The organism is Okeania sp. SIO1H4 (genome assembly GCF_010672695.1).
Lineage (GTDB): Bacteria > Cyanobacteriota > Cyanobacteriia > Cyanobacteriales > Microcoleaceae > Okeania > Okeania hirsuta.
In genome coordinates, this window is sequence record NZ_JAAHGB010000008.1 from 110,700 (window position 1) to 129,825 (window position 19,126).

The window sequence follows — 19,126 nt, forward strand, 5'->3', positions numbered from 1 at the left end:
CAATTTCCAGAATCAATATAATATATATAATTAATTATCTTAAAAATTATCTGTAATTAACTATGACCAAAAAACTTTGGTCTCAAGTCTCGCCCTTTTAAGGGGATAAAAAAGCGGTCGAGAGATGGCGTTAGCGGAGCGGGTCTGCAAGAACGGGTCTCCTCGCCATCTCTAATCGACCAAGAGAAAGAGAATATTCCTTATATCAAACCTCCTTATTGCAGAGGTACTGATAACTAATAACTGATAACTGATAACTGAAATGACTGTTCTATCTGCTGAATTAAAACAAAAATTAGCTACTCCACTCAAAATTGGCAACTTTGAAGTAAAAAGTCGCGTACTTCAATCACCATTATCAGGAGTAACAGATTTAGTATTTCGTCGTCTAGTACGTCGTCATGCTCCAGAGTCAATGATGTACACTGAAATGGTAAATGCTACAGGGTTACATTATGTGAAAGAATTACCTCAAATAATGGAGGTTGATAATAATGAGCGACCAATTAGTATTCAATTATTTGATTGTCGCCCTGACTTCTTAGCAGAAGCAGCAGAAATGGCTGTAAAAGAAGGGGCGGATACTGTTGATATTAATATGGGTTGTCCTGTTAATAAAATCACCAAAAATGGCGGTGGTTCTTCATTATTAAGACAGCCAGAATTAGCTGGAGAAATTGTTAATAAAGTCGTAAAAGCCGTACCTGTTCCTGTTACTGTAAAAACAAGAATTGGTTGGAATAATCAAGAAATTAATATCCTTGAATTTGCTAAAAGAATGGAAGATGCTGGTGCTCAAATGTTAACTTTACATGGTCGGACTCGTGCCCAAGGATATAATGGGCCAGCAAGATGGGAATGGATTGGTAAAGTTAAGGAAATACTTTCTATTCCAGTTATTGCTAATGGGGATATTTTTTCTGTCGATGCTGCAATACGTTGTTTGGAGGAAACTGGTGCTGATGGGGTAATGTGTTCTCGTGGTACTTTGGGTTATCCTTTTTTGGTGGGAGAAATTGATTATTTCTTGAAAAATGGTGTGGAAAAAGTAGCGCCTACTGCAGTAGAAAAATTGGAATGTGCTAAAGAACATTTACAAGCACTATGGGAATATAAAGGCGATCGCGGTATTCGTCAAGCTCGCAAACACATGACTTGGTATGCTAAGGGTTTTCCTGGAGCGGGGGAGTTGCGGGGTCAATTGGCAAAAGTGGAAACAGTGGAACAAGGTTGTGATTTGATTGACAAAGTAATTGAAAATTTGGCGTTGGTAAATTAGTGTATGATGTTAATCTTAATTATTTAGGAGTCAGGAGTCAGGAGTCAGGAGTCAGGAGAAAAGAAAGAAGAATAAAGAGGAATAGAAGGAGAAAGTTTTTTGTTTGTACTCTTATCTGGGCAAGACATCATACCTCAAATTACCAACGCCGAAAATTTATAGTAAAGCAGGGAACAGGCAACAGGCAACAGGCAACAGCAAGAGAACCATTTCTCTGTTTCAGGTTCATCAGCATTTTATGTCAAACGCCAATTCGTTCCTTGTTATAAGATGTCTAATAGACATCTCCAATAATAAAAAATAAAATCAATTATTCTACATAAATTATCAATTCTTTCCCCCTATTCCCTACTCCCTACTCCCTCTTTTCTGGAGATGTCTAATAGACTGGATATTTGCTGACTATACCTATAGACATCTCCAAAAATTAAAAATAAAATCAATTCTTATCCATAAATTATCAATTATTTCCCTCCTGGGAGGGGTTAGGGGTTGGTTCCCTGTTCCCTGTTCTCTCTTTTCTGGAGATGCCTGATGATGATTATGAACCACAACTGCCAAAGTCTGGGCTACAATCTAATTCACAGCTACCACAATCTAATTCTGGGAAATCACAGCTATCACAATTACAGTTTGGCAAAGCAGACTCACAGCTCTCTTCGGCTACATCACCGCAACAATTAATGAACTTAGAAGGTTGTTTTTTTTTGGATTTCTTTTCGAGACTAACTGCCTGTAACTTCAAAATTTGATTAGCCTCTTTACAACAAGTTTTAAACCTTTGACGTGCAGCTTGAATAGCTCCTGAAAAATCTTGCTCAATAAACATACGCTTAATATAATGAGAACAAGATTCATCATTGTACAATATTCTATGGGCACAAGAAAATCCTGTTCTCGGCGAAATGTACTGTTGATATCCGTCAATCAAAGCAACAGCAATTTTATTCATAACAAATGAAGATATTAATTCAGGCCAATTTATACTACAAAAATTAAACCCTCATTTCCCAAGACGTACCTCTATTGCCTATTTTTATCAAAAAATCATGTTCGGACGGGTCAATTATAAATAAAATTTAAGGACTGACAGTACCTACATTACCAAAGAAATACTGAAATTATCTTTACTTTCCTCCTTTCTTCCCTCCTGACTCCTGACTCCTGACTCCTGACTCCTCACAACAGTTATTTTATTAAGTATTCAACCAAAGATAATATTACAGAAGTCCATTTTCAGAAAAAGTATCAAATTATTAAGGTCTGTTGCAATTTCTTCACATATCCTCAGAGAATCAACTACGACACCCAAGTCCGTGATACCATCCCAACTTGTAAGTATAAAAAAAAGATTGGGAGAAGACCTTTGACTCTGAGAGTTGCTGTTGTTGGTTCTGGCCCAGCAGGTTCATCTGCTGCTGAGACTTTAGTAAAAGCAGGTATTGAAACTTATTTATTTGAACGTAAACTAGATAATGCTAAACCTTGCGGTGGAGCTATTCCTCTGTGCATGGTTAGTGAATTTGACCTACCAGCAGAAATTATTGATCGCCGTGTTAGAAATATGAAAATGATATCTCCCTCTAATGTTGAGGTGGATATCCATATACAAAAACAAGATGAATATATAGGTATGTGCCGTCGGGAAGTTTTAGATGGCTTCCTGAGAGACCGGGCAGCTTCTCTCGGAGCTAACCTAATTAATGGCACGGTTTATAAACTGGATATTCCTACTAATGATAGAGACCCCTACACTCTTCATTACTCTGACCATTCAGAAGGTGAAATCCAAGGCACAGCTAAAACCTTAAAGGTAGATTTAGTTATCGGAGCTGATGGGGCAAATTCCCGTATAGCTAAGGCCATTGATGCTGGAGATTATAATTATGCGATCGCTTTCCAAGAGCGTATTCGTCTGCCAGAACATCTCATGGCATATTATGAAGACCTAGCAGAAATGTATGTGGGTGATGATGTTTCTCCAGACTTCTATGCTTGGGTATTCCCCAAACATGACCACGTTGCTGTGGGTACTGGCACAATGAAACCTAACCAGGCCAGAATTAAACAGTTACAAGCAGGTATTCGCGCTCGTGCTGCAAAGCGTCTGGAAGGTGGAGAAATTATTAAGGTAGAAGCTCACCCAATTCCCGAACATCCTCGTCCTCGTCGGGTTCGTGGTAGAGTTGCTCTAGTGGGAGATGCTGCTGGTACTGTAACTAAGTCTTCTGGTGAAGGTATTTATTTTGCGGCTAAGTCTGCTCGGATGTGTGCTGAAACTATTGTGGAGACTTCTAATAATGGTGCGACTATTCCCACTGAAGCAGATTTAAAGCTTTATTTGAAGCGGTGGGATAAGAAGTATGGCATGACTTATAAAGTATTAGATATTTTACAGAGAGTATTCTATCGTTCTGATGCTACCCGCGAAGCTTTTGTAGAAATGTGTGCTGATATGGATGTGCAGAAGCTAACTTTTGATAGTTATTTGTACAAAACTGTCGTACCTGCTAATCCTTTAGTTCAGATGAAGATTACTGCTAAAACTATTGGTAGTCTTCTCCGGGGTAATGCTTTAGCACCCTAGTGCCGCTACACGGAAGTTAAAAGCGAGTGCGTAATTCTGAGGTCCCCTCAGAATGTAAGACGCACTCAAGACAGTCAATAATTTTTGATTTGTAATTGTTTTAGGATTTTGTAACTGGTCAGTTATTTCTGCCATCCTGCACTAGATATGTTAAAGTCCAAATTTAATTAAGTTAATATTAAAGTCCTGCGGAATATTGCTGCGGGATTTTAATATCAATATGTAGAGTATTTTGCATACAAGTTAAATAAATATATTCTACTAACTACTAAAAAATATGGGGCTGTGGCTCAGATGGATAGAGCAAGCGCCTCCTGAAGTATCGGGCACCATGTGAGGAAACTCCGTGAGTGAATGTGGTCAAATTCAAGGAAGCCTAAGTCTATATATTTGTAGATATGGTAATCTTGAGCCAAGCTTTACCTAATTATTGGTGAAGAAGGTGCAGAGACTAGAGTTTTAAGAAGAAATAAAATTCTGCTTAAACTAGGCCACCACCTAAAGCTATTTAGAGCTATGGTGAAGGGATAGTCCAGAGAGTGGGGAAACTCACACAAATCTGAAGCGCTAGGTCGCGCGTTCGAATCGCGCCAGTCCCGTTTTCGGCGTTGGTGAAGTGGGTGTATGATATTAATCTTAATTATTGAGGAGTCAGGAGTCAGGAGTCAGGAGTCAGGAGGGAAGAAAGAAGAAGCAAAGAGTAGTAGAAGGAGAAAGTTTTTTGTTCGCGCTCTTATCCGGACATGATATCATACCTCAAATCACCAAAGCCAAAATCAATCTTATGACATCTTTTAGCGATGCTCGGCAGTATGCTCCGGCAACTGAACGCAACCGCTCATTTATCTTGGAAGTGCTACAGCGAGTTTTGCCTCCAACGGGAAATATTTTAGAAATTGCTAGTGGTACGGGAGAACATTCTGTTTTCTTTTCTCCCCACCTGCAACCTCGTCAGTGGTTTCCTTCTGACCCTAACCCAATGTTGCGGGAGAGTATTGTAGCTTGGCAACAACATAGTCCGTCAGATAATCTGCATTCTCCTCTTGATATTGATGTACGAGAGTCGGTTTGGGCGGTGGAAAAAGAGGGTACTGAGATTGCTGCTATTGTCAATATTAATATGATTCATATTAGTCCCTGGTCAACTTGTCTGGGGTTAATGGCAGGTGCGGGACGTTTGTTGCCAAAGGACGGGGTGCTGTATTTGTACGGTCCATACAAACAAGGTGGGGAACATACTACACCAAGTAACCAGAGTTTTGATGAGTCTTTGCGTTCTCAAGATCCTGAGTGGGGAGTGAGAAATTTAGAAGATGTTATCGCAGTAGCGGAGAAGGAGGGGTTAAGGTTTGTGGAGGTGGTAGAAATGCCTGCAAATAATTTGTCTGTGATTTTTCATAAAAACTAATATCATTGAGAAAATGGGTTTGCGTAGATTGCGTTGAGGAAAGTTAGTGCCAGCTTATCCGTTAGGATAAACCCAACACATATCTATTTCTATCGGTCTTTTTTTTGTGTTGCACTGCGACTTTTTTTGAGGTTATATCATGTCTGGATAATTAGCGATCAAAAAACGTTATCCTTTTCTTGCTTTTTCCTTCTTCTTTCTTCCCTCCTGACTCCTACGTCGTTTATTCATAAGTATTCAACCAGACATGATATCACATTTTGAAGTGCGGAATGTGGGTTCCTATTCTTGTTCCAATTCCCCACTATTATCATCATTGCCTATTTCAAAATTAACGCAACTTCCTTGGCAAAATAAGTCAAAATTAAATCCGCACCAGCTCGTTTCATGCTCGTTAAAGTTTCCAACATCACCTTTTTTTCATCTATCCAACCCTTCTGACCAGCAGCTTTAATCATGGCATATTCCCCACTCACGTTATAAGCAGCTACAGGTAGATTTGTTGTCTTTTTTACCTCACAAATAATATCTAAATAAGCAAGCGCCGGCTTGACCATCACCATATCTGCACCTTCGGCAATATCCAAAGCTACTTCTTTGATGGCTTCCCTAGCATTAGCAGGGTTCATTTGATAAGTCTTTTTGTCCCCAAATTTTGGCGCAGAATCCAAAGCATCGCGAAACGGGCCATAATAAGCTGAGGCATATTTAGCAGAGTAGGCAAGTATTCCCACATCGAAGTATTCCGCAGCATCCAGAGCTTTGCGAATTGCTCCAATACGCCCATCCATCATATCTGAAGGAGCAACAATATCAGCACCTGCTTCAGCCTGGGATAGTGCTTGTTTGACCAAAACTTCTACAGTAGAGTCGTTGAGAATGACTCCATTTTCCCCCACAATACCGTCGTGACCTTCGCTGGAATAGGGGTCGAGAGCTACATCAGTAATGACGACAATATCTGGTATTGTTTGTTTAATTGCCTTTACAGTTCTTTGTATTAACCCATCTGGGTTGTAACTTTCGGTACCAACATTGTCTTTTTTAGCTTCCTCAACTAGGGGGAATAAAGCGATCGCATTAATTCCTAAATTATAAGCATCCTCTATTTCTTTGAGCAGTAAATCTAGAGTATAGCGATAACTTCCTGGCATCGAAACAACCTCGACTTTTTGCCCTTCTCCTTCCATCACAAACAATGGATAAATTAAATCATTGACCGTCAACTGGGTTTCCTCAACCATACGTCGCAAAGCAGGAGTGCGGCGGAGACGACGGGGACGCTGTACGCCAGGAAATTCTGTGGACAAATTTGTTTCTGTCATGGGTAGATTACTTAACCTAATATAATTGATAGTCATTAATAATAATCAGAAATTGACATCTAGTCAATAGCAAAATCTTGTAGGGACGTTGCATAATAAAAATGCGTTTCATGTTACGCAGTGAAACGTCCCTACACCACCCTAATGCAACGTCTCTACTAATTATCTTAATTACCACAGATTTTGCATATTCTTGATGCCGGCTACAAATGCTGCACCGACCAATTGACAACGCTCGTAAAAATCTTGTTCACTTGTGTGGATGTTAGAGGTTTCGTTGGATGTTACAAGTCCCCTATTATANAATGCCGATCATTTTTAGCTTGGCTATTGACCATTTATTTTACGATCGCGATCACACTTCTGAGTATTCTATCTCAGGAAGAAGGCATTGCTTCTACTGGTCACTTATTTCTGCCATCCTGCACTAGCAATCTCCCATTCAAACTTCTTAACTAATTAAAATTTGATTTTATACATTTGAAATAATTCTCCAGGTTGTCGCCTTACTATTTTTCCGCCCATAGCGTCGATCATTTTTTCCCAATTTTCTAAAGGTTCCAAAAATACTTCTGCTCCTAAATAAGTTTCTAAAATTGCCCAATTTTCTGCTAATGGTTGTTCTGGGTTAAGCACATCAAAAACAAAGTTATTTTCAGGTTTAAGAATGCGTTTTACTTCCTTAAGTACTTCTTCCCAATAATCTATGGGATAATAACAACTAAAGCCTGTAGCGATCGCTAAGTCAAACTCATTTGCTTGATAATTTAATTGGTGAGCAGGTCCTAATTCTACTCCTTTAAATAGTTTATAATTTAGTTGAGAGCCTCGGTGATTAAGATTATCTCTGGCAATGGTACTAATTTCTTGACCATAAAAAAAAGCTTCCCAATCACGCCAAGGGTAAATTAAAAAACTCACTCCACAACCAATATCCAAACATTTTTGATTTTTCTTAGGTTTAGCTATTTCCCAAAAAGGTGAAACTATTTTTGCTGTGAGATTACCGGAGGCATAATCATGAAATATTGGCATTGCTTCAATTTCCGAGGGTAACTCAAAAGACTCTCCTCGGTAATCTCGATCAAAGCGACTCTGTACTGCGATGATTTGAGTATGCCAATTATCTAAATTTTTTTGAGCGAACCAGGAAGATTGGTCCCCATCTGAGGACAAGGCAGACTTTTTTTTGGACATTTATTTCTCTATCGTCTAGAACCTTTCAGAGCTTTTGTAAAGTTCTTACGGTAAGATTTGTTACCAATTAATAAAACAGGCCACAATATAGATAATATCAAACGATTCTGAAAGTTCTTGGAAAAGTTCGTCTGTTCAAACCCATTCCAGAATTTCCAGATTCCACCTCCATATACAACCAGTAATAACAGGCCAATTAACGTACTCATGGCACAAAACTCTTAAAAGGTCAATTTTTCAAGTGTAGCCCAATATAATTATGTAATTAATTTTAATTGGACTTTAGGTTTAATATTCATCATATTATTATAACCAATATAGGTAATATAGGTAAGTAGGTGGGTTTCAACAATTAATAATTAATAATTAATAATTACCTCTCCTTGAAAACGGATAGGATTGACTAATCATGAAAATTTTTCTTTATTATCCCCTTAAAAAGGGAGGCGCATACCCACAATTTTTCGGTAAAAAAATATAAAACTGAGGTACAAAATTTCAGACGAGGTGGAAAAAATTGCCTAACTTATATTTTTTCTAAACAATCATTTTCTAGATTAATTTGACCTATAGCGTTTTTATCTGGGATGTGGAGACCAATTGCTATGAAAAAGGTATGGAGGAAATACTAAAGGAGGAAAAAAAGAATTAAATAGTAGCAAAAACAAGGATGTAAGGCGAACGACCGACAAACTATTTTTATTATAAAAATCTCAAATTAGATTTACATCTTAAATAAAAACACTATATATACTTAATGATTACATAATTAAAATTAGATAATATTTTCACAAAATTTTTCTACAGCTATTCCCCTAATAGGAATTGAGGAATAGAAAAGTCATAAAAAATCAGGGAAAAATTTAATTTTTATAATGATTGCTATGTCTAAAATTTATGATTATTCCTGGAGTTTGATTGATTTTGAAAAAAAAATTGAAGTAAAATTTTAGATAAAAAATTTAAACAAAAATTTTGTCAAAGTAAATAAATAAAATTTTAATGACAGTATTGTTTATTTTTCAAACAATACCTGTAGAGGAAATAATTAGTTTTGACCCATTGTTTGTTATCTGACACAATCAGATCAAAGGAGTGTCAATTAGTATGAATGAATGATATATAGCAAGACAAAATCAATAACAAAGGAGGAATTATGCGTGCAGTATTAATGGCAGGAGGTTCCGGAACACGACTCAGACCACTGACCTGCGATCTTCCAAAACCAATGGTACCAATTTTAAATCGCCCAATAGCCGAACATATTATTAATTTATTAAAAAAACATCAAATTAGGGAAATTATTGCTACTTTACATTATTTGCCTGATGTAATGCGTGAATATTTCCAAGATGGCAGTCAATTTGGAGTACAAATGACTTATGCTATAGAGGAAGAACAACCTCTAGGAACTGCTGGTTGTGTGAAAAATATTGCTGAACTTCTCGATGAAACTTTCTTGGTAATTAGTGGAGATACAATTACAGATTTTGATTTAACTACAGCTATAGAATTTCATAAAAAAAATAATTCAAAAGCCACTTTAGTACTAACTCGTGTACCTAATCCTATTGATTTTGGAGTAGTAATTACAGATGAAAAACAGAGGATAAAAAAGTTTCTAGAAAAACCTTCTAGCAGCGAAATATTTTCTGATACTGTTAATACAGGAACCTATATTTTAGAGCCAGAAATTTTAAACTATCTACCAGATAATCAAGAAAGTGATTTCTCGAAAGAATTATTTCCTTTATTGTTAGATAAAAATGAGCCAATGTATGGCTATATAGCAGAAGGTTATTGGTGTGATGTCGGACATTTAGATGCCTATCGGGAAGCTCAATATGATGCACTTCAACATACAGTAAAACTTGATTTTGCTTATCAAGAGCGATCGCCCGGACTTTGGACAGGAGAAAATACTTATATTGACCGGACAGCTAAAGTTGAGACACCAGCTTTAATCGGAGATAACTGTAGAATTGGCCCAAGAGTGCAGATTGAAGCAGGTAGTGTGATTGGAGATAATGTGACAATTGGTGCAGATGCTGATGTGAAGCGGCCAATTATTTGGAATGGAGCACTGGTGGGAGAGGATGCAAATTTAAGAGCTTGTGTAATTTGTCGAGGTGCGCGGATAGACCGTCGTGCTCAGGTATTAGAAGGTGCTGTGGTTGGTTCATTATCTACTGTAGGAGAAGAGGCTCAAATTAGTCCCAATGTTAGAGTATGGCCTAGTAAAAAAGTAGAATCTGGAGCTACCCTGAATATTAATTTGATTTGGGGAACAACTGCTAAGAGAAATTTGTTTGGACAACGAGGGGTGCAGGGATTAGCAAATATAGATATTACTCCAGAATTTGCGGTGAAGTTAGGAGCAGCTTATGGTTCTACTTTAAAACCTGGTTCAACAATATCAGCTTCTCGCGACCAACGCAGTATATCTCGGATGGTTTCTCGGTCTTTAATTGCTGGTTTAATGTCAGTTGGAGTGAACGTAATAAATTTAGAATCTACTGCAATTCCTATTGCCAGAACAATTTTACCAACTATGAATCTTGTAGGTGGTATTCATGTACGTCTTTCTCCTAACCGCTCAGACCAAATATTAATTGAAATCTTTGATTCTCAAGGAATTAATCTTTCTAAAGCGAAGGAAAAAAAGATAGAGGGAGCATATTTTAAAGAAGATTTACGGCGAGTACAAATTCCAGAAATTGGCAATGTGGTTTATCGCCATGAAGTATTAGATGCTTATAGCAAAGGCTTTGAAAATCTGCTTAATTCTGAGGCAATTCGCTATAGTAAATCTAAAGTAGTAATTGATTATTGTTATGGTGTTTCTGGAGCAGTATTACCACAATTATTAGCTAAATTTGGTTGTGATGCTGTAGTTTTAAATGCGAGCTTAAAAGAGACTTCTTTAGGGCAAGAAGAAAAAGAGAGTTTATTAGACCAATTAGGTCGGGTGGTAGAAGCTTTACAAGCAAATGTAGGAGTTCAAGTAACAGCAAATGGAGAACAATTAATATTAGTAGATGAAACTGGTTCTGCTATTCGTGGTGAAATGTTAACTGCACTAATGGTCAATTTAATGTTAACCGCTCATCCGCGCAGTTCGGTAGTAGTACCAATAAATGCTTCTGCGGCAGTAGAGCAAATTGCTCGTCGTCACGATAGTCATGTGATTCGGACAAAAGCAAATCCCACGGCATTAATGGAGGCTTGTCAAATTAATCATAATGTGGTATTAGGTGGGAGTGGTGATATGGGATTTATTTTTCCTAAATTACATCCTGGTTTTGATGCAATGTTTTGTATCGCTAAAGTAATAGAAATGTTGACTATTCAAGAGCGCTCTTTAGGACAAATCAGTGCGGATATTCCTGCTGTTACTCATCGTTCCTATAAAGTACGTTGTCCTTGGAAAGTGAAAGGAGCGTTAATGCGGTATTTAGTAGAAACTAATTCTCCAGAAAAATTAGAATTAACTGATGGAGTAAAGATTATTAATCATCAAAATGATAATTGGGTATTAGTTTTACCGGATGCTGGAGAACCCTTAGTACATATTTATGCAGATAGTAACGATCGAGATTGGGTTGATAAAACTTTGAGGGATTACCGCAATACAATTAATGATTTTGTGAATTTATTTATGACTGGGAAGAAACTAAATGGTTGATAGTATGGCAGAAGGAAGAAGGAAGAAGGAAGAAGGAAGAAGGCAGAAGGCAGAAGGCAGAAGGCAGAAGGCAGAAGGGAAAATATGGCGTTGTCTGAGTTTTCAGCTTTTGATATGTTCTCACCTTTCCTTCGATTACTATAATTAATTATCAGGAAGAAAGAAGAAGGGAAAATCTGGCGTTGTCTGAGTTTTCAGCTTTTGATATGTTCTCACCTTTCCTTCGATTACTATAATTAATTATCAGGAAGAAAGAAGAAGGGAAAATATGGCTTTGTCTGAACTTTAAGCTTTTGATATATTCTCACCTTTCCTTCGATTACTATAGCAATCCTAAATCGTTTGTGATAGTTTTATTGCTTCAGTGTTTCTCCCATATCTGTTCCCTGTTTCCTAAAATCTACAATATTTCTAAACTAAAATAAGATTGCTATAATTATCTTGTTTTTGTTTTCCTTTTTTTTGCTAATTTGAAGGGGATTATAATTAAGATAGGTGAGCAGAAATAAACTCAATATTTGAAGGGGATTATAAGTTAAGATAGGTGAGCAGAAATAAACTCAATATTAGAGGGCGGGTTATTAGAACTCATTGTGCTTAAGTCAAAGCTTTCGGTTAAACCCGCCCCTACAATTTTTTTACTTATTACTTTTTACTTTGTTCAATTAGTCATAGTTAAAAATTAAAATGAATAGCTGTATATTGATGGTACAAATTATCAAAGATCCAGAACTTCGCTACACAGCAGATGCTCAATTACCAGTAGCAGAAATGATGGTGGAATTTTCTAATTTAGGAGTAGAAAAAAAACCTGCTGTACTAAAAGTAGTAGCATGGAGAGATTTAGCTCAACAAGTTAGTCAACAATACCACGAAGGAGATGTTGTAATTGTGGAAGGTCGCTTGAATATGAATACTATTGAACGACCAGAAGGTTTTAAAGAAAAACGAGCTGAATTAACAGCTTCCAGAATATATCCTGTTAGTCCTGAAGCTATGACTCAAGATGATAGTCAAACATCCAAAAATCAACCTAGTAAAAGAACTGTAACTCAGACACAACCACAAGAGCAAAACTATAATAATGTTGTAGATTTAAAGTCTCGTCGTAGCTCTACTTTCAACGAAGAATCAAAACCAAATATACCAGAAGAGAAATCACCTCCAGACGACTCTGATCCTATACCTTTTTAACTAGCTATCAACATTTCAGCACTCAGCTTTCAGCACGAAAGCTTGGGTTTAAATCCCCGACTTCTAGCTTGTCGTTTAATTTGAGGAGGGGTCGCGCATCCCCTTGCCGATAAGCTGTTTGCTCCGCATTATAGACCGAAACACTTTTTAAAATTAATAGCAAATTAACTCGAATAGCAAATTAACTCGACTCCAAATACTTTAGTAAAAGCAGCAGCTACTTGAGGAAGGACTTCATCTATAGTAATACCAGGAATAAACTCTGCCAGACTACCTACAGATTTATCAGAAATACCACAAGGTACAATTCTGTGAAAACCAACTAAATCTGGACAAACATTTAGAGCAAAACCGTGCATAGTTATCCAACGACTAACTTTAATCCCCATAGCTGCTATTTTTCTTCCCTCTAACCAAACCCCTGTTAAACCTGGATATCTTTCACCATCGAGACCATAGACATCTAACACTTGTAACAATACTTCTTCTAGTTGTCGTAGATACCAATGTAAGTCCTGCTGATAACGTCGTAAATTGAGAATAGGATAACCCACCAGTTGGCCGGGGCAATGATATGTAACTTCCCCACCTCGCTCCACTCGGTAAAGTTCATATTCATTTTGACTGGGATCGAATTTGAGAAAATCTAATGTGGCCCCTTGTCCTAAAGTATAAACTGGTGGATGTTCTAATAATATTAGGACATCAGTCAATTCTGGACAATTACGACGTTGTTGGACAAGTGATTGTTGCCATTCCCAGGCCACTGAGTAACTGATTAATCCTGGACAAATTAAATGGCAAGGGGGAGGTAACTTGGGATTATCTTGAGAAAGCATGTTAGAGAGTTTTGAAGTGGACAATGTGATGAAATACCAATATCTAATAGTTGAGTTATATAGCTAGAGTAGTTAGGAGTCAGTTTGGGTACTGTGAATTATCCAAACAATCAAGGGTAAATTTACCCTTGTAAATTTAGCTAAATTCAAGCAAAAAAAATCAAGAAATGTCAAGGGATGCAAAGGATTTTAAAGATAGGATGTTAGGGAGAATACAAAGTGCTACTCTAAATAGTAAATCCCAAACATTAGCGGAGGGAGCTTATGAAGCTTGTTATCCAGGGTAAGAATATAGAAATAACCGATTCCATTCACGAGTATGTTAATCAAAAAATTGAAAAAGCAGTTAGCCATTTTCAACAACTCACTACAGAGGTAGATGTACATCTGTCAGTAGCTCGAAACCCACGGATAAATCCTAAGCAGACAGCAGAAGTAACTATCTACGCTAACGGTACAGTCATTCGTGCCCAAGAAAGTAGCGAGAATTTGTATGCTAGTATTGACTTAGTAGCAGATAAAATTGCACGCCAATTAAGAAAGTATAAAGAAAAGCGTCAATCCAAGGTGAGTAAAGCTAAAACTGTTGAGATGATTGAATCACAACCAGTAGAGCAGGATTTGATTGGCGATCGCCAACCGGAGCTACCTAGTGAAGTAGTACGGACGAAATATTTTGCTATGTCTCCGATGACGGTAGAAGAAGCACTAGAGCAGCTACAATTTATCGATCATGATTTCTATATGTTTTCCAATGCTGCAACAGGCGAAATTAATGTGATCTACAAACGTTATCATCATGGTGGTTATGGTTTAATTCAACCACGACCTACTAATGGTCATAGTAGCAATGGGAAGGCAGCTCATAATACTGATGAAGTAGCAGGTATTGAATCTGCTCAGGTTTAGAATGATATCAGAATTGGAGTTATAGCAGGGAATAGGGAATAGGGAATAGGGAATAGGGAATAGGGAATAGGGAATAGGGAATAGGGAACAGGGGGAAAAAATTTTCCTATCTGAGGTTCATCATCAGTCTATGTCCTAAGCAACTTGTTCTTTGGTATATTCACTAATCTCTGAGTGATTCATTTTAACAATTAGAGCTTACGCAAAAATTCTAATTGCAGGGTGCGTTGCAATGCGCCCTAAACTGCGGTTATGGGATAATAGAGAATTTTGCGTAAGTCTCTGATGAAAGCCTTCTAGCTTCTTGAGGCAGGTATTGCTTTTAATGTTTTTAAAGCTTCTTCAACGTGAGCTTCAAAATTGAGCATAGAGTCAAAGATATGACGGATAATTCCTTCTTTGTCTATGACGTAAGTAACTCTACCCGGCAGTATCCAAAGTGTAGCAGGAACACCATATAATTCTCTGACTTTGTTGCTAGTATCGCTTAAAAGAGTAAAGGGTAAATTATACTTGCTAGCAAATTGTTTGTGAGACTGTTGAGAGTCTCCACTAATACCAATCACTTCAGCACCAGCATCTGTAAAGACTTGATATTTATCTCGAAATGCACAAGCTTCTTTAATGCATCCAGGTGTGTCGTCTTTGGGATAAAAATAAACGACAACATTTTTCTTACCATGGAAGTTAGATAGAGAAACTGGGGTTTCGTCTTGGGATGGTAAGGTAAAATTGGGTGCTCGATCTCCTACTTTAACTGCCATATTTAAGTTTTGAGTCCATTTTTTTTGGACATACATATAATGTTAACTTTTTGTTATATTAGCGTACATTATTAGGATTAGGAAAATTATAGAAGAAGGAAGAGGGAAGAAGGAAAAATTGCGTTCAAGACAGGGAACGAGAAGGAAAGAAGACAAAGAAAGATCGGAGAAAGTTTTTTGTTTAGCTGGCGCACAACGCATCCTATCTCCTGGGTCGGAGCTGCGCTAAGGTCATGCTGGGGAAAAATGTCGCGCAGCGTTAACGCAGTTGTGCGCCAGCAAAACGCAAATGCGACATGTAACGCGGAGCACGGAACGAAGTTCTATCCCTAATTAAGGGGAGATAATAAGTAATTATAGAATAGATAGGATTTGCTGATTAATATCATGTCCGGTAGCATCGTTTGTGTATAGAATTAAGTCACAATTGGAAGAAACCCTTGAACATAAAGGCCTTTTGCCCTCTGCCTTCTTTCCACCAAAGTATAAGTATTCAAGGGTACATGATATAACTCTAAAAAGCCTTTATTTGTAATAAATTTAGCCTTTTTACGGAAAAAATGCAAGTTTTTCGTTCCAAAAAGCTGAAAATGATCAAATTTTCAGCAAACCTAGAGAGACAAATATCAGACAATTATTCCTCCTGACTCAGTCCTCCTACCCCCTACAAAAAGACTTTTTCAGCAAACCCTAGATAGAAGTTTACTATTCTTCAGATTTAATTGGCGATCACTTGCTTTGCGTTTTCAATTTGAGTCGATTAATTACTATTATGTTAGTTTAATAAGTAAGGGACTTCCGAGTCAAAAAATATTTCATTGCACTGAATTTAAGGGAGTAGGGGTAGTCCAAAAATTGAATAATTTATTTTTTGCTATTCTCTAATCAAAAGAAGTATTCTTTCCCCCTTTTTAGTCCTTGTAAATCCTATGATATTATCTTAATGGATATGGAAATGCCACAAATGAGTGGGGTAGAAGCTACTTGTTGGATTCGTCAACATTTTCCAGATAGCCAAAAACCTTATATTATCGCTATGACTGCAAATGCAATGGAAGAAGATCGCCAAATTTGTTTAAATTCAGGAATGAATAATTATATTTCTAAACCAGTGAAAATTGACCAGTTAAAATCCGTATTATAACTTGAGTAACGATCGGATGTTTAAATAGAGTAATCAAATTAAGTTTGTAGCTATTTATAGTACTGCTTCTTATATCGGTAGTGGTAAACAAGTAATAATTTTTCTAGTCTACCTTCCGATCATTAAAGGGATGTAAGAACTAATATCCTGACATCTTTAGGACTACCCTTATATCATGTGCCCCCTTCCAGGGGAGCTGCGCTAACGGATAATTAGTAATCAAAAAACTTTCTTCTACTCTTCCCTCCTAACTCCTGAGTTACCCTCCTGGGAGGGGGAGGGGCGAGGGGTGGGTTGACTCCTGACTCCTGAGTGATCCCTCATTATTTATAACTATTCAACCGGACATAATATTACTTCTTCTTTCTAAGTCAAATGAAAAAAAAAGAGTCAAAACCCCTACAATTATTCAGATGGAAGCCGTTGAATGTGGTGCTGCTGCCCTCAGTATCATCCTCGCTTACCACGGTCGCATTGTACCTCTTGCCAAACTCCGACAAGAATGTGGAGTTTCCCGCGATGGCAGCAAAGCATCTAAAATAGTTGGTGCTGCCAGAAATTACGGAATGGAAGCAAATGGTTTCAAAGCAGAAACCCTCGATCAACTTGACGAAATATCTCCCCCCTACATTGTATTTTGGGAATTTAATCATTTCTTAGTCGTAGAAGGATTTAACAAACATCAAGTTTTCCTCAACGACCCTGCTACCGGACCTCGCAAAGTTTCCTGGGATGAATTTGATGAAGGCTTTACCGGAGTTATCCTCACTATCGAACCCGGAGATGAATTTGAAAAAAGTGGTCGTAAACCAAGCATCATCCCATTATTATATCAAAGACTCCGACCATCTTTAGGCGCAATAATTTATTGTATAATAGCAGGCTTTCTGCTAGTAATTCCCGGTTTGACAGTACCAGTATTTAGCCAGATATTTGTTGATAATATTCTTGTGGAAAATCGTACTAACTGGTTGCGTCCCCTAGTTTTGGGAATGACGATCGCCATGATATTACAAACTTTACTGACTTTATTGCGACTACGCTACCTGAGAAAATTAATGATTAAATTATCTGTAGGCATGTCTAGTCAGTTTATGTGGCATGTTCTGCGACTACCAGTAGGATTTTATGCTCAAAGATATGCTGGAGAAATTAGCGATCGCGTCAATATCAATAATGAAGTTGCCCAGGTGCTTTCCGGTCAGTTAGCAACTACAGTTATTGATACAGTGATGATAGTATTTTATGGGTTGGTGATGTTTGCCTACGACCACGTACTAACTTTAATCGGAATTAGCTTTGCTGCGGTAAATATCTTGGCCTTGCAGTGGGTATCTCGGCAACGGGTAGATGCCAATATGCGGTTAGTACAAGACGAAGGTAAACTTGCGGGGGCAAGTATTGCGGGGTTGCAAAGTATGGAAACCCTAAAAGCATCGGCGCTGGAGTCAGACTTTTTTTCTCGGTGGTCTGGATATTATGCGAAAACTGTGAATACTCAACAACAGTTGGAAGTGACAAATCAAGCTTTAGAGATTTTACCAACATTTTTATCATCCCTAACATCAGTATTGGTATTAGTCGTAGGTGGTTTGCGAGTCATGGAAGGGGAACTGAGTATTGGAATGTTGGTAGCATTTCAGAGTTTGATGTTAAATTTTCAGGAACCTGTAAATACTTTGCTTGGTTTTAGCAGCACTCTCCAGGAATTAGAAGGAGATTTGAATCGACTTGATGATGTATTGAGTAATGAGACCCAGGAAGAAGCTGAAGGGGAAAAAGCTGAAGGGGAAAAAGAGCAAGTATTTGAAGAATCAAAACTCAAGGGTTATGTAGAATTAAGGAATATTACATTTGGCTATTCACAGGTAGATCCACCTTTAGTCATAGATTTTAATTTGTCGTTGCAACCAGGGCAAAAAATAGCATTAGTTGGTGGTAGTGGTTCGGGAAAATCGACGATCGCCAAATTAATCTGTGGTTTGTATCAACCGTGGGAGGGAGAAATTTTGTTTGATGGTGTTCCCAGAGAGAATATTTCGCCCACAGTATTAACTCATTCTCTGTCGATGGTGGAACAAGAAATATTTTTATTTGGTGGCACGGTGCGCGATAATTTAACTTTGTGGAACCCGACAATATCAACGACTCAACTGATGAAAGCTTGTCAAGATGCCGTTATCCATGAAGCAGTGATGGCATTTCCTGGTGGATACGATGGTGAGTTATTGGAGGGAGGAGCAAACTTAAGTGGGGGTCAAAGACAGAGGTTAGAAATTGCTCGTGCTTTGGTAAATAATCCCACAATATTAGTAATGGATGAGGCAACGAGTGCTTTGGATGCGGAAACAGAGAAAATGATTGTTGATAATTTGCAGAGTCGGGGGTGTAGTTGTATTATTGTGGCGCATCGGTTGAGTACCATTCGTGATTGCGATGAGATTATTGTCTTGGAAAATGGCGAGGTGGTGCAGCGCGGTACTCATGAGGAAATGTTGCAGGAAGAGGGAGTGTATCGGGAGTTGATTAGTTCTGAGGGGTAATGAGAGAAATGATATCATCATGACTTACGGATAGACATACTTACAGGCTGTTTTGCAACGCACATTATATCACAGAAGTGCGTATAACGCTCTGATTTTGCGTAAATTCTAGTTTAATCAAAAATAATAGGGGTTGCACATTATGGAATGATATTGCCAAAAATTGGTTTAGATTTTGACTAAAAATAACCATTAATTAATCATTCTAGCAATTGATTAATCCACAATCCAATTCTATCAAAAATATCAAAT

At 37.7% G+C, this 19,126-nt stretch carries 17 protein-coding genes; 11 read left to right on the forward strand and 6 right to left on the reverse strand.

The window, feature by feature from the left end; translation table 11 throughout:
- Positions 1 to 262: 262 nt before the first annotated feature.
- Together dusB and F6K06_RS09670 are read left to right on the forward strand one after the other, a co-directional pair.
- Positions 263 to 1,279: a tRNA dihydrouridine synthase DusB gene (dusB, locus tag F6K06_RS09665; RefSeq protein ID WP_124155040.1), complete on the forward strand. Its 1,017-nt coding sequence runs from the start codon at positions 263 to 265 to the stop codon at positions 1,277 to 1,279.
- A complete protein-coding gene (locus F6K06_RS09670) occupies positions 1,279 to 1,548 on the forward strand; it encodes a hypothetical protein (RefSeq protein ID WP_124155039.1) in 270 nt (89 codons plus the stop codon). The genes dusB and F6K06_RS09670 overlap by 1 nt, the downstream gene beginning before the upstream one ends.
- Positions 1,549 to 1,820: 272 nt before the next feature.
- Here the strand turns inward: F6K06_RS09670 and yidD are convergent, their stop codons facing one another.
- Positions 1,821 to 2,231, reverse strand: a complete 411-nt coding sequence (yidD, locus tag F6K06_RS09675; RefSeq protein WP_287240098.1) for a membrane protein insertion efficiency factor YidD — start codon at positions 2,229 to 2,231, stop codon at positions 1,821 to 1,823.
- Positions 2,232 to 2,645: 414 nt separating this feature from the next.
- Between yidD and chlP the strand changes: the two genes are divergently transcribed.
- From chlP to F6K06_RS09690, 3 genes are all read left to right on the forward strand, one after another.
- Positions 2,646 to 3,866: a geranylgeranyl reductase gene (gene chlP / locus F6K06_RS09680; protein WP_124143653.1), complete on the forward strand. Its 1,221-nt coding sequence runs from the start codon at positions 2,646 to 2,648 to the stop codon at positions 3,864 to 3,866.
- A 624-nt stretch (positions 3,867 to 4,490) separates the two neighbouring features.
- Positions 4,491 to 4,613, forward strand: coding sequence for a hypothetical protein (locus tag F6K06_RS09685; RefSeq protein WP_275670299.1), 123 nt, complete (start codon positions 4,491 to 4,493; stop codon positions 4,611 to 4,613).
- 37 nt (positions 4,614 to 4,650) lie between these two features.
- Positions 4,651 to 5,274 carry a DUF938 domain-containing protein gene (locus F6K06_RS09690; protein WP_124143652.1) on the forward strand — a complete coding sequence of 208 codons (624 nt, stop codon included), beginning with the start codon at positions 4,651 to 4,653 and terminating at the stop codon, positions 5,272 to 5,274.
- A 320-nt stretch (positions 5,275 to 5,594) separates the two neighbouring features.
- Here F6K06_RS09690 and hemB read toward each other — a convergent pair whose 3' ends face one another.
- The 3 genes from hemB to F6K06_RS09705 all read right to left on the reverse strand — a co-directional run bounded on the left by hemB (position 5,595) and on the right by F6K06_RS09705 (position 8,005).
- On the reverse strand, positions 5,595 to 6,599 hold the full coding sequence (gene hemB / locus F6K06_RS09695) for a porphobilinogen synthase (protein ID WP_124143651.1): 1,005 nt from the start codon (positions 6,597 to 6,599) through the stop codon (positions 5,595 to 5,597).
- A gap of 459 nt (positions 6,600 to 7,058) precedes the next feature.
- On the reverse strand, positions 7,059 to 7,796 hold the full coding sequence (locus F6K06_RS09700) for a class I SAM-dependent methyltransferase (protein WP_124144979.1): 738 nt from the start codon (positions 7,794 to 7,796) through the stop codon (positions 7,059 to 7,061).
- An 8-nt stretch (positions 7,797 to 7,804) separates the two neighbouring features.
- On the reverse strand, positions 7,805 to 8,005 hold the full coding sequence (locus tag F6K06_RS09705) for a hypothetical protein (RefSeq protein ID WP_124144980.1): 201 nt from the start codon (positions 8,003 to 8,005) through the stop codon (positions 7,805 to 7,807).
- 947 nt (positions 8,006 to 8,952) lie between these two features.
- Here F6K06_RS09705 and F6K06_RS09710 point away from each other — a divergent pair.
- The 3 genes from F6K06_RS09710 to F6K06_RS09720 all read left to right on the forward strand — a co-directional run bounded on the left by F6K06_RS09710 (position 8,953) and on the right by F6K06_RS09720 (position 12,675).
- Positions 8,953 to 11,481: a mannose-1-phosphate guanyltransferase gene (locus F6K06_RS09710; protein ID WP_124144981.1), complete on the forward strand. Its 2,529-nt coding sequence runs from the start codon at positions 8,953 to 8,955 to the stop codon at positions 11,479 to 11,481.
- Positions 11,474 to 11,629 carry a hypothetical protein gene (locus F6K06_RS09715; protein ID WP_192901120.1) on the forward strand — a complete coding sequence of 52 codons (156 nt, stop codon included), beginning with the start codon at positions 11,474 to 11,476 and terminating at the stop codon, positions 11,627 to 11,629. Before F6K06_RS09710 ends, F6K06_RS09715 begins: the two co-directional genes overlap by 8 nt.
- 539 nt (positions 11,630 to 12,168) lie before the next feature.
- Entirely contained in the window at positions 12,169 to 12,675 is a 507-nt protein-coding gene (locus F6K06_RS09720; RefSeq protein ID WP_124144982.1) for a single-stranded DNA-binding protein, read from the forward strand.
- A 164-nt stretch (positions 12,676 to 12,839) separates the two neighbouring features.
- Here F6K06_RS09720 and lipB read toward each other — a convergent pair whose 3' ends face one another.
- Positions 12,840 to 13,514 (reverse strand): lipoyl(octanoyl) transferase LipB, encoded by a 675-nt coding sequence (gene lipB / locus F6K06_RS09725; protein ID WP_124144983.1) that lies wholly within the window; start codon positions 13,512 to 13,514, stop codon positions 12,840 to 12,842.
- A 264-nt stretch (positions 13,515 to 13,778) separates the two neighbouring features.
- Between lipB and hpf the strand changes: the two genes are divergently transcribed.
- Entirely contained in the window at positions 13,779 to 14,423 is a 645-nt protein-coding gene (gene hpf, locus F6K06_RS09730) for a ribosome hibernation-promoting factor, HPF/YfiA family (protein WP_124144984.1), read from the forward strand.
- 296 nt (positions 14,424 to 14,719) lie between these two features.
- Here the strand turns inward: hpf and F6K06_RS09735 are convergent, their stop codons facing one another.
- Positions 14,720 to 15,187 carry a peroxiredoxin gene (locus F6K06_RS09735; protein ID WP_124144988.1) on the reverse strand — a complete coding sequence of 156 codons (468 nt, stop codon included), beginning with the start codon at positions 15,185 to 15,187 and terminating at the stop codon, positions 14,720 to 14,722.
- Between the two features lie 871 nt (positions 15,188 to 16,058).
- Here F6K06_RS09735 and F6K06_RS09740 point away from each other — a divergent pair.
- Positions 16,059 to 16,331, forward strand: a complete 273-nt coding sequence (locus tag F6K06_RS09740; RefSeq protein ID WP_275670372.1) for a response regulator — start codon at positions 16,059 to 16,061, stop codon at positions 16,329 to 16,331.
- Between the two features lie 413 nt (positions 16,332 to 16,744).
- Positions 16,745 to 18,874 carry an NHLP family bacteriocin export ABC transporter peptidase/permease/ATPase subunit gene (locus F6K06_RS09745; protein ID WP_375340270.1) on the forward strand — a complete coding sequence of 710 codons (2,130 nt, stop codon included), beginning with the start codon at positions 16,745 to 16,747 and terminating at the stop codon, positions 18,872 to 18,874.
- The last annotated feature ends 252 nt before the right edge of the window (positions 18,875 to 19,126 follow it).

Excerpts from the sequence above, each read along its gene's own strand:
- F6K06_RS09700 (WP_124144979.1), bottom strand. The coding sequence starts at position 7,796 with ATGTCCAAAAAAAAGTCTGCCTTGTCCTCAGATGGGGACCAATCTTCC.
- F6K06_RS09690 (WP_124143652.1), top strand. The coding sequence starts at position 4,651 with ATGACATCTTTTAGCGATGCTCGGCAGTATGCTCCGGCAACTGAACGC.
- F6K06_RS09710 (WP_124144981.1), top strand. The coding sequence starts at position 8,953 with ATGCGTGCAGTATTAATGGCAGGAGGTTCCGGAACACGACTCAGACCA.
- F6K06_RS09720 (WP_124144982.1), top strand. The coding sequence starts at position 12,169 with ATGAATAGCTGTATATTGATGGTACAAATTATCAAAGATCCAGAACTT.
- hemB (WP_124143651.1), bottom strand. The coding sequence starts at position 6,599 with ATGACAGAAACAAATTTGTCCACAGAATTTCCTGGCGTACAGCGTCCC.
- yidD (WP_287240098.1), bottom strand. The coding sequence starts at position 2,231 with ATGAATAAAATTGCTGTTGCTTTGATTGACGGATATCAACAGTACATT.
- lipB (WP_124144983.1), bottom strand. The coding sequence starts at position 13,514 with ATGCTTTCTCAAGATAATCCCAAGTTACCTCCCCCTTGCCATTTAATT.
- dusB (WP_124155040.1), top strand. The coding sequence starts at position 263 with ATGACTGTTCTATCTGCTGAATTAAAACAAAAATTAGCTACTCCACTC.
- F6K06_RS09705 (WP_124144980.1), bottom strand. The coding sequence starts at position 8,005 with ATGAGTACGTTAATTGGCCTGTTATTACTGGTTGTATATGGAGGTGGA.
- F6K06_RS09715 (WP_192901120.1), top strand. The coding sequence starts at position 11,474 with ATGGTTGATAGTATGGCAGAAGGAAGAAGGAAGAAGGAAGAAGGAAGA.
- F6K06_RS09745 (WP_375340270.1), top strand. The coding sequence starts at position 16,745 with ATGGAAGCCGTTGAATGTGGTGCTGCTGCCCTCAGTATCATCCTCGCT.
- F6K06_RS09735 (WP_124144988.1), bottom strand. The coding sequence starts at position 15,187 with ATGGCAGTTAAAGTAGGAGATCGAGCACCCAATTTTACCTTACCATCC.
- F6K06_RS09685 (WP_275670299.1), top strand. The coding sequence starts at position 4,491 with ATGATATTAATCTTAATTATTGAGGAGTCAGGAGTCAGGAGTCAGGAG.
- hpf (WP_124144984.1), top strand. The coding sequence starts at position 13,779 with ATGAAGCTTGTTATCCAGGGTAAGAATATAGAAATAACCGATTCCATT.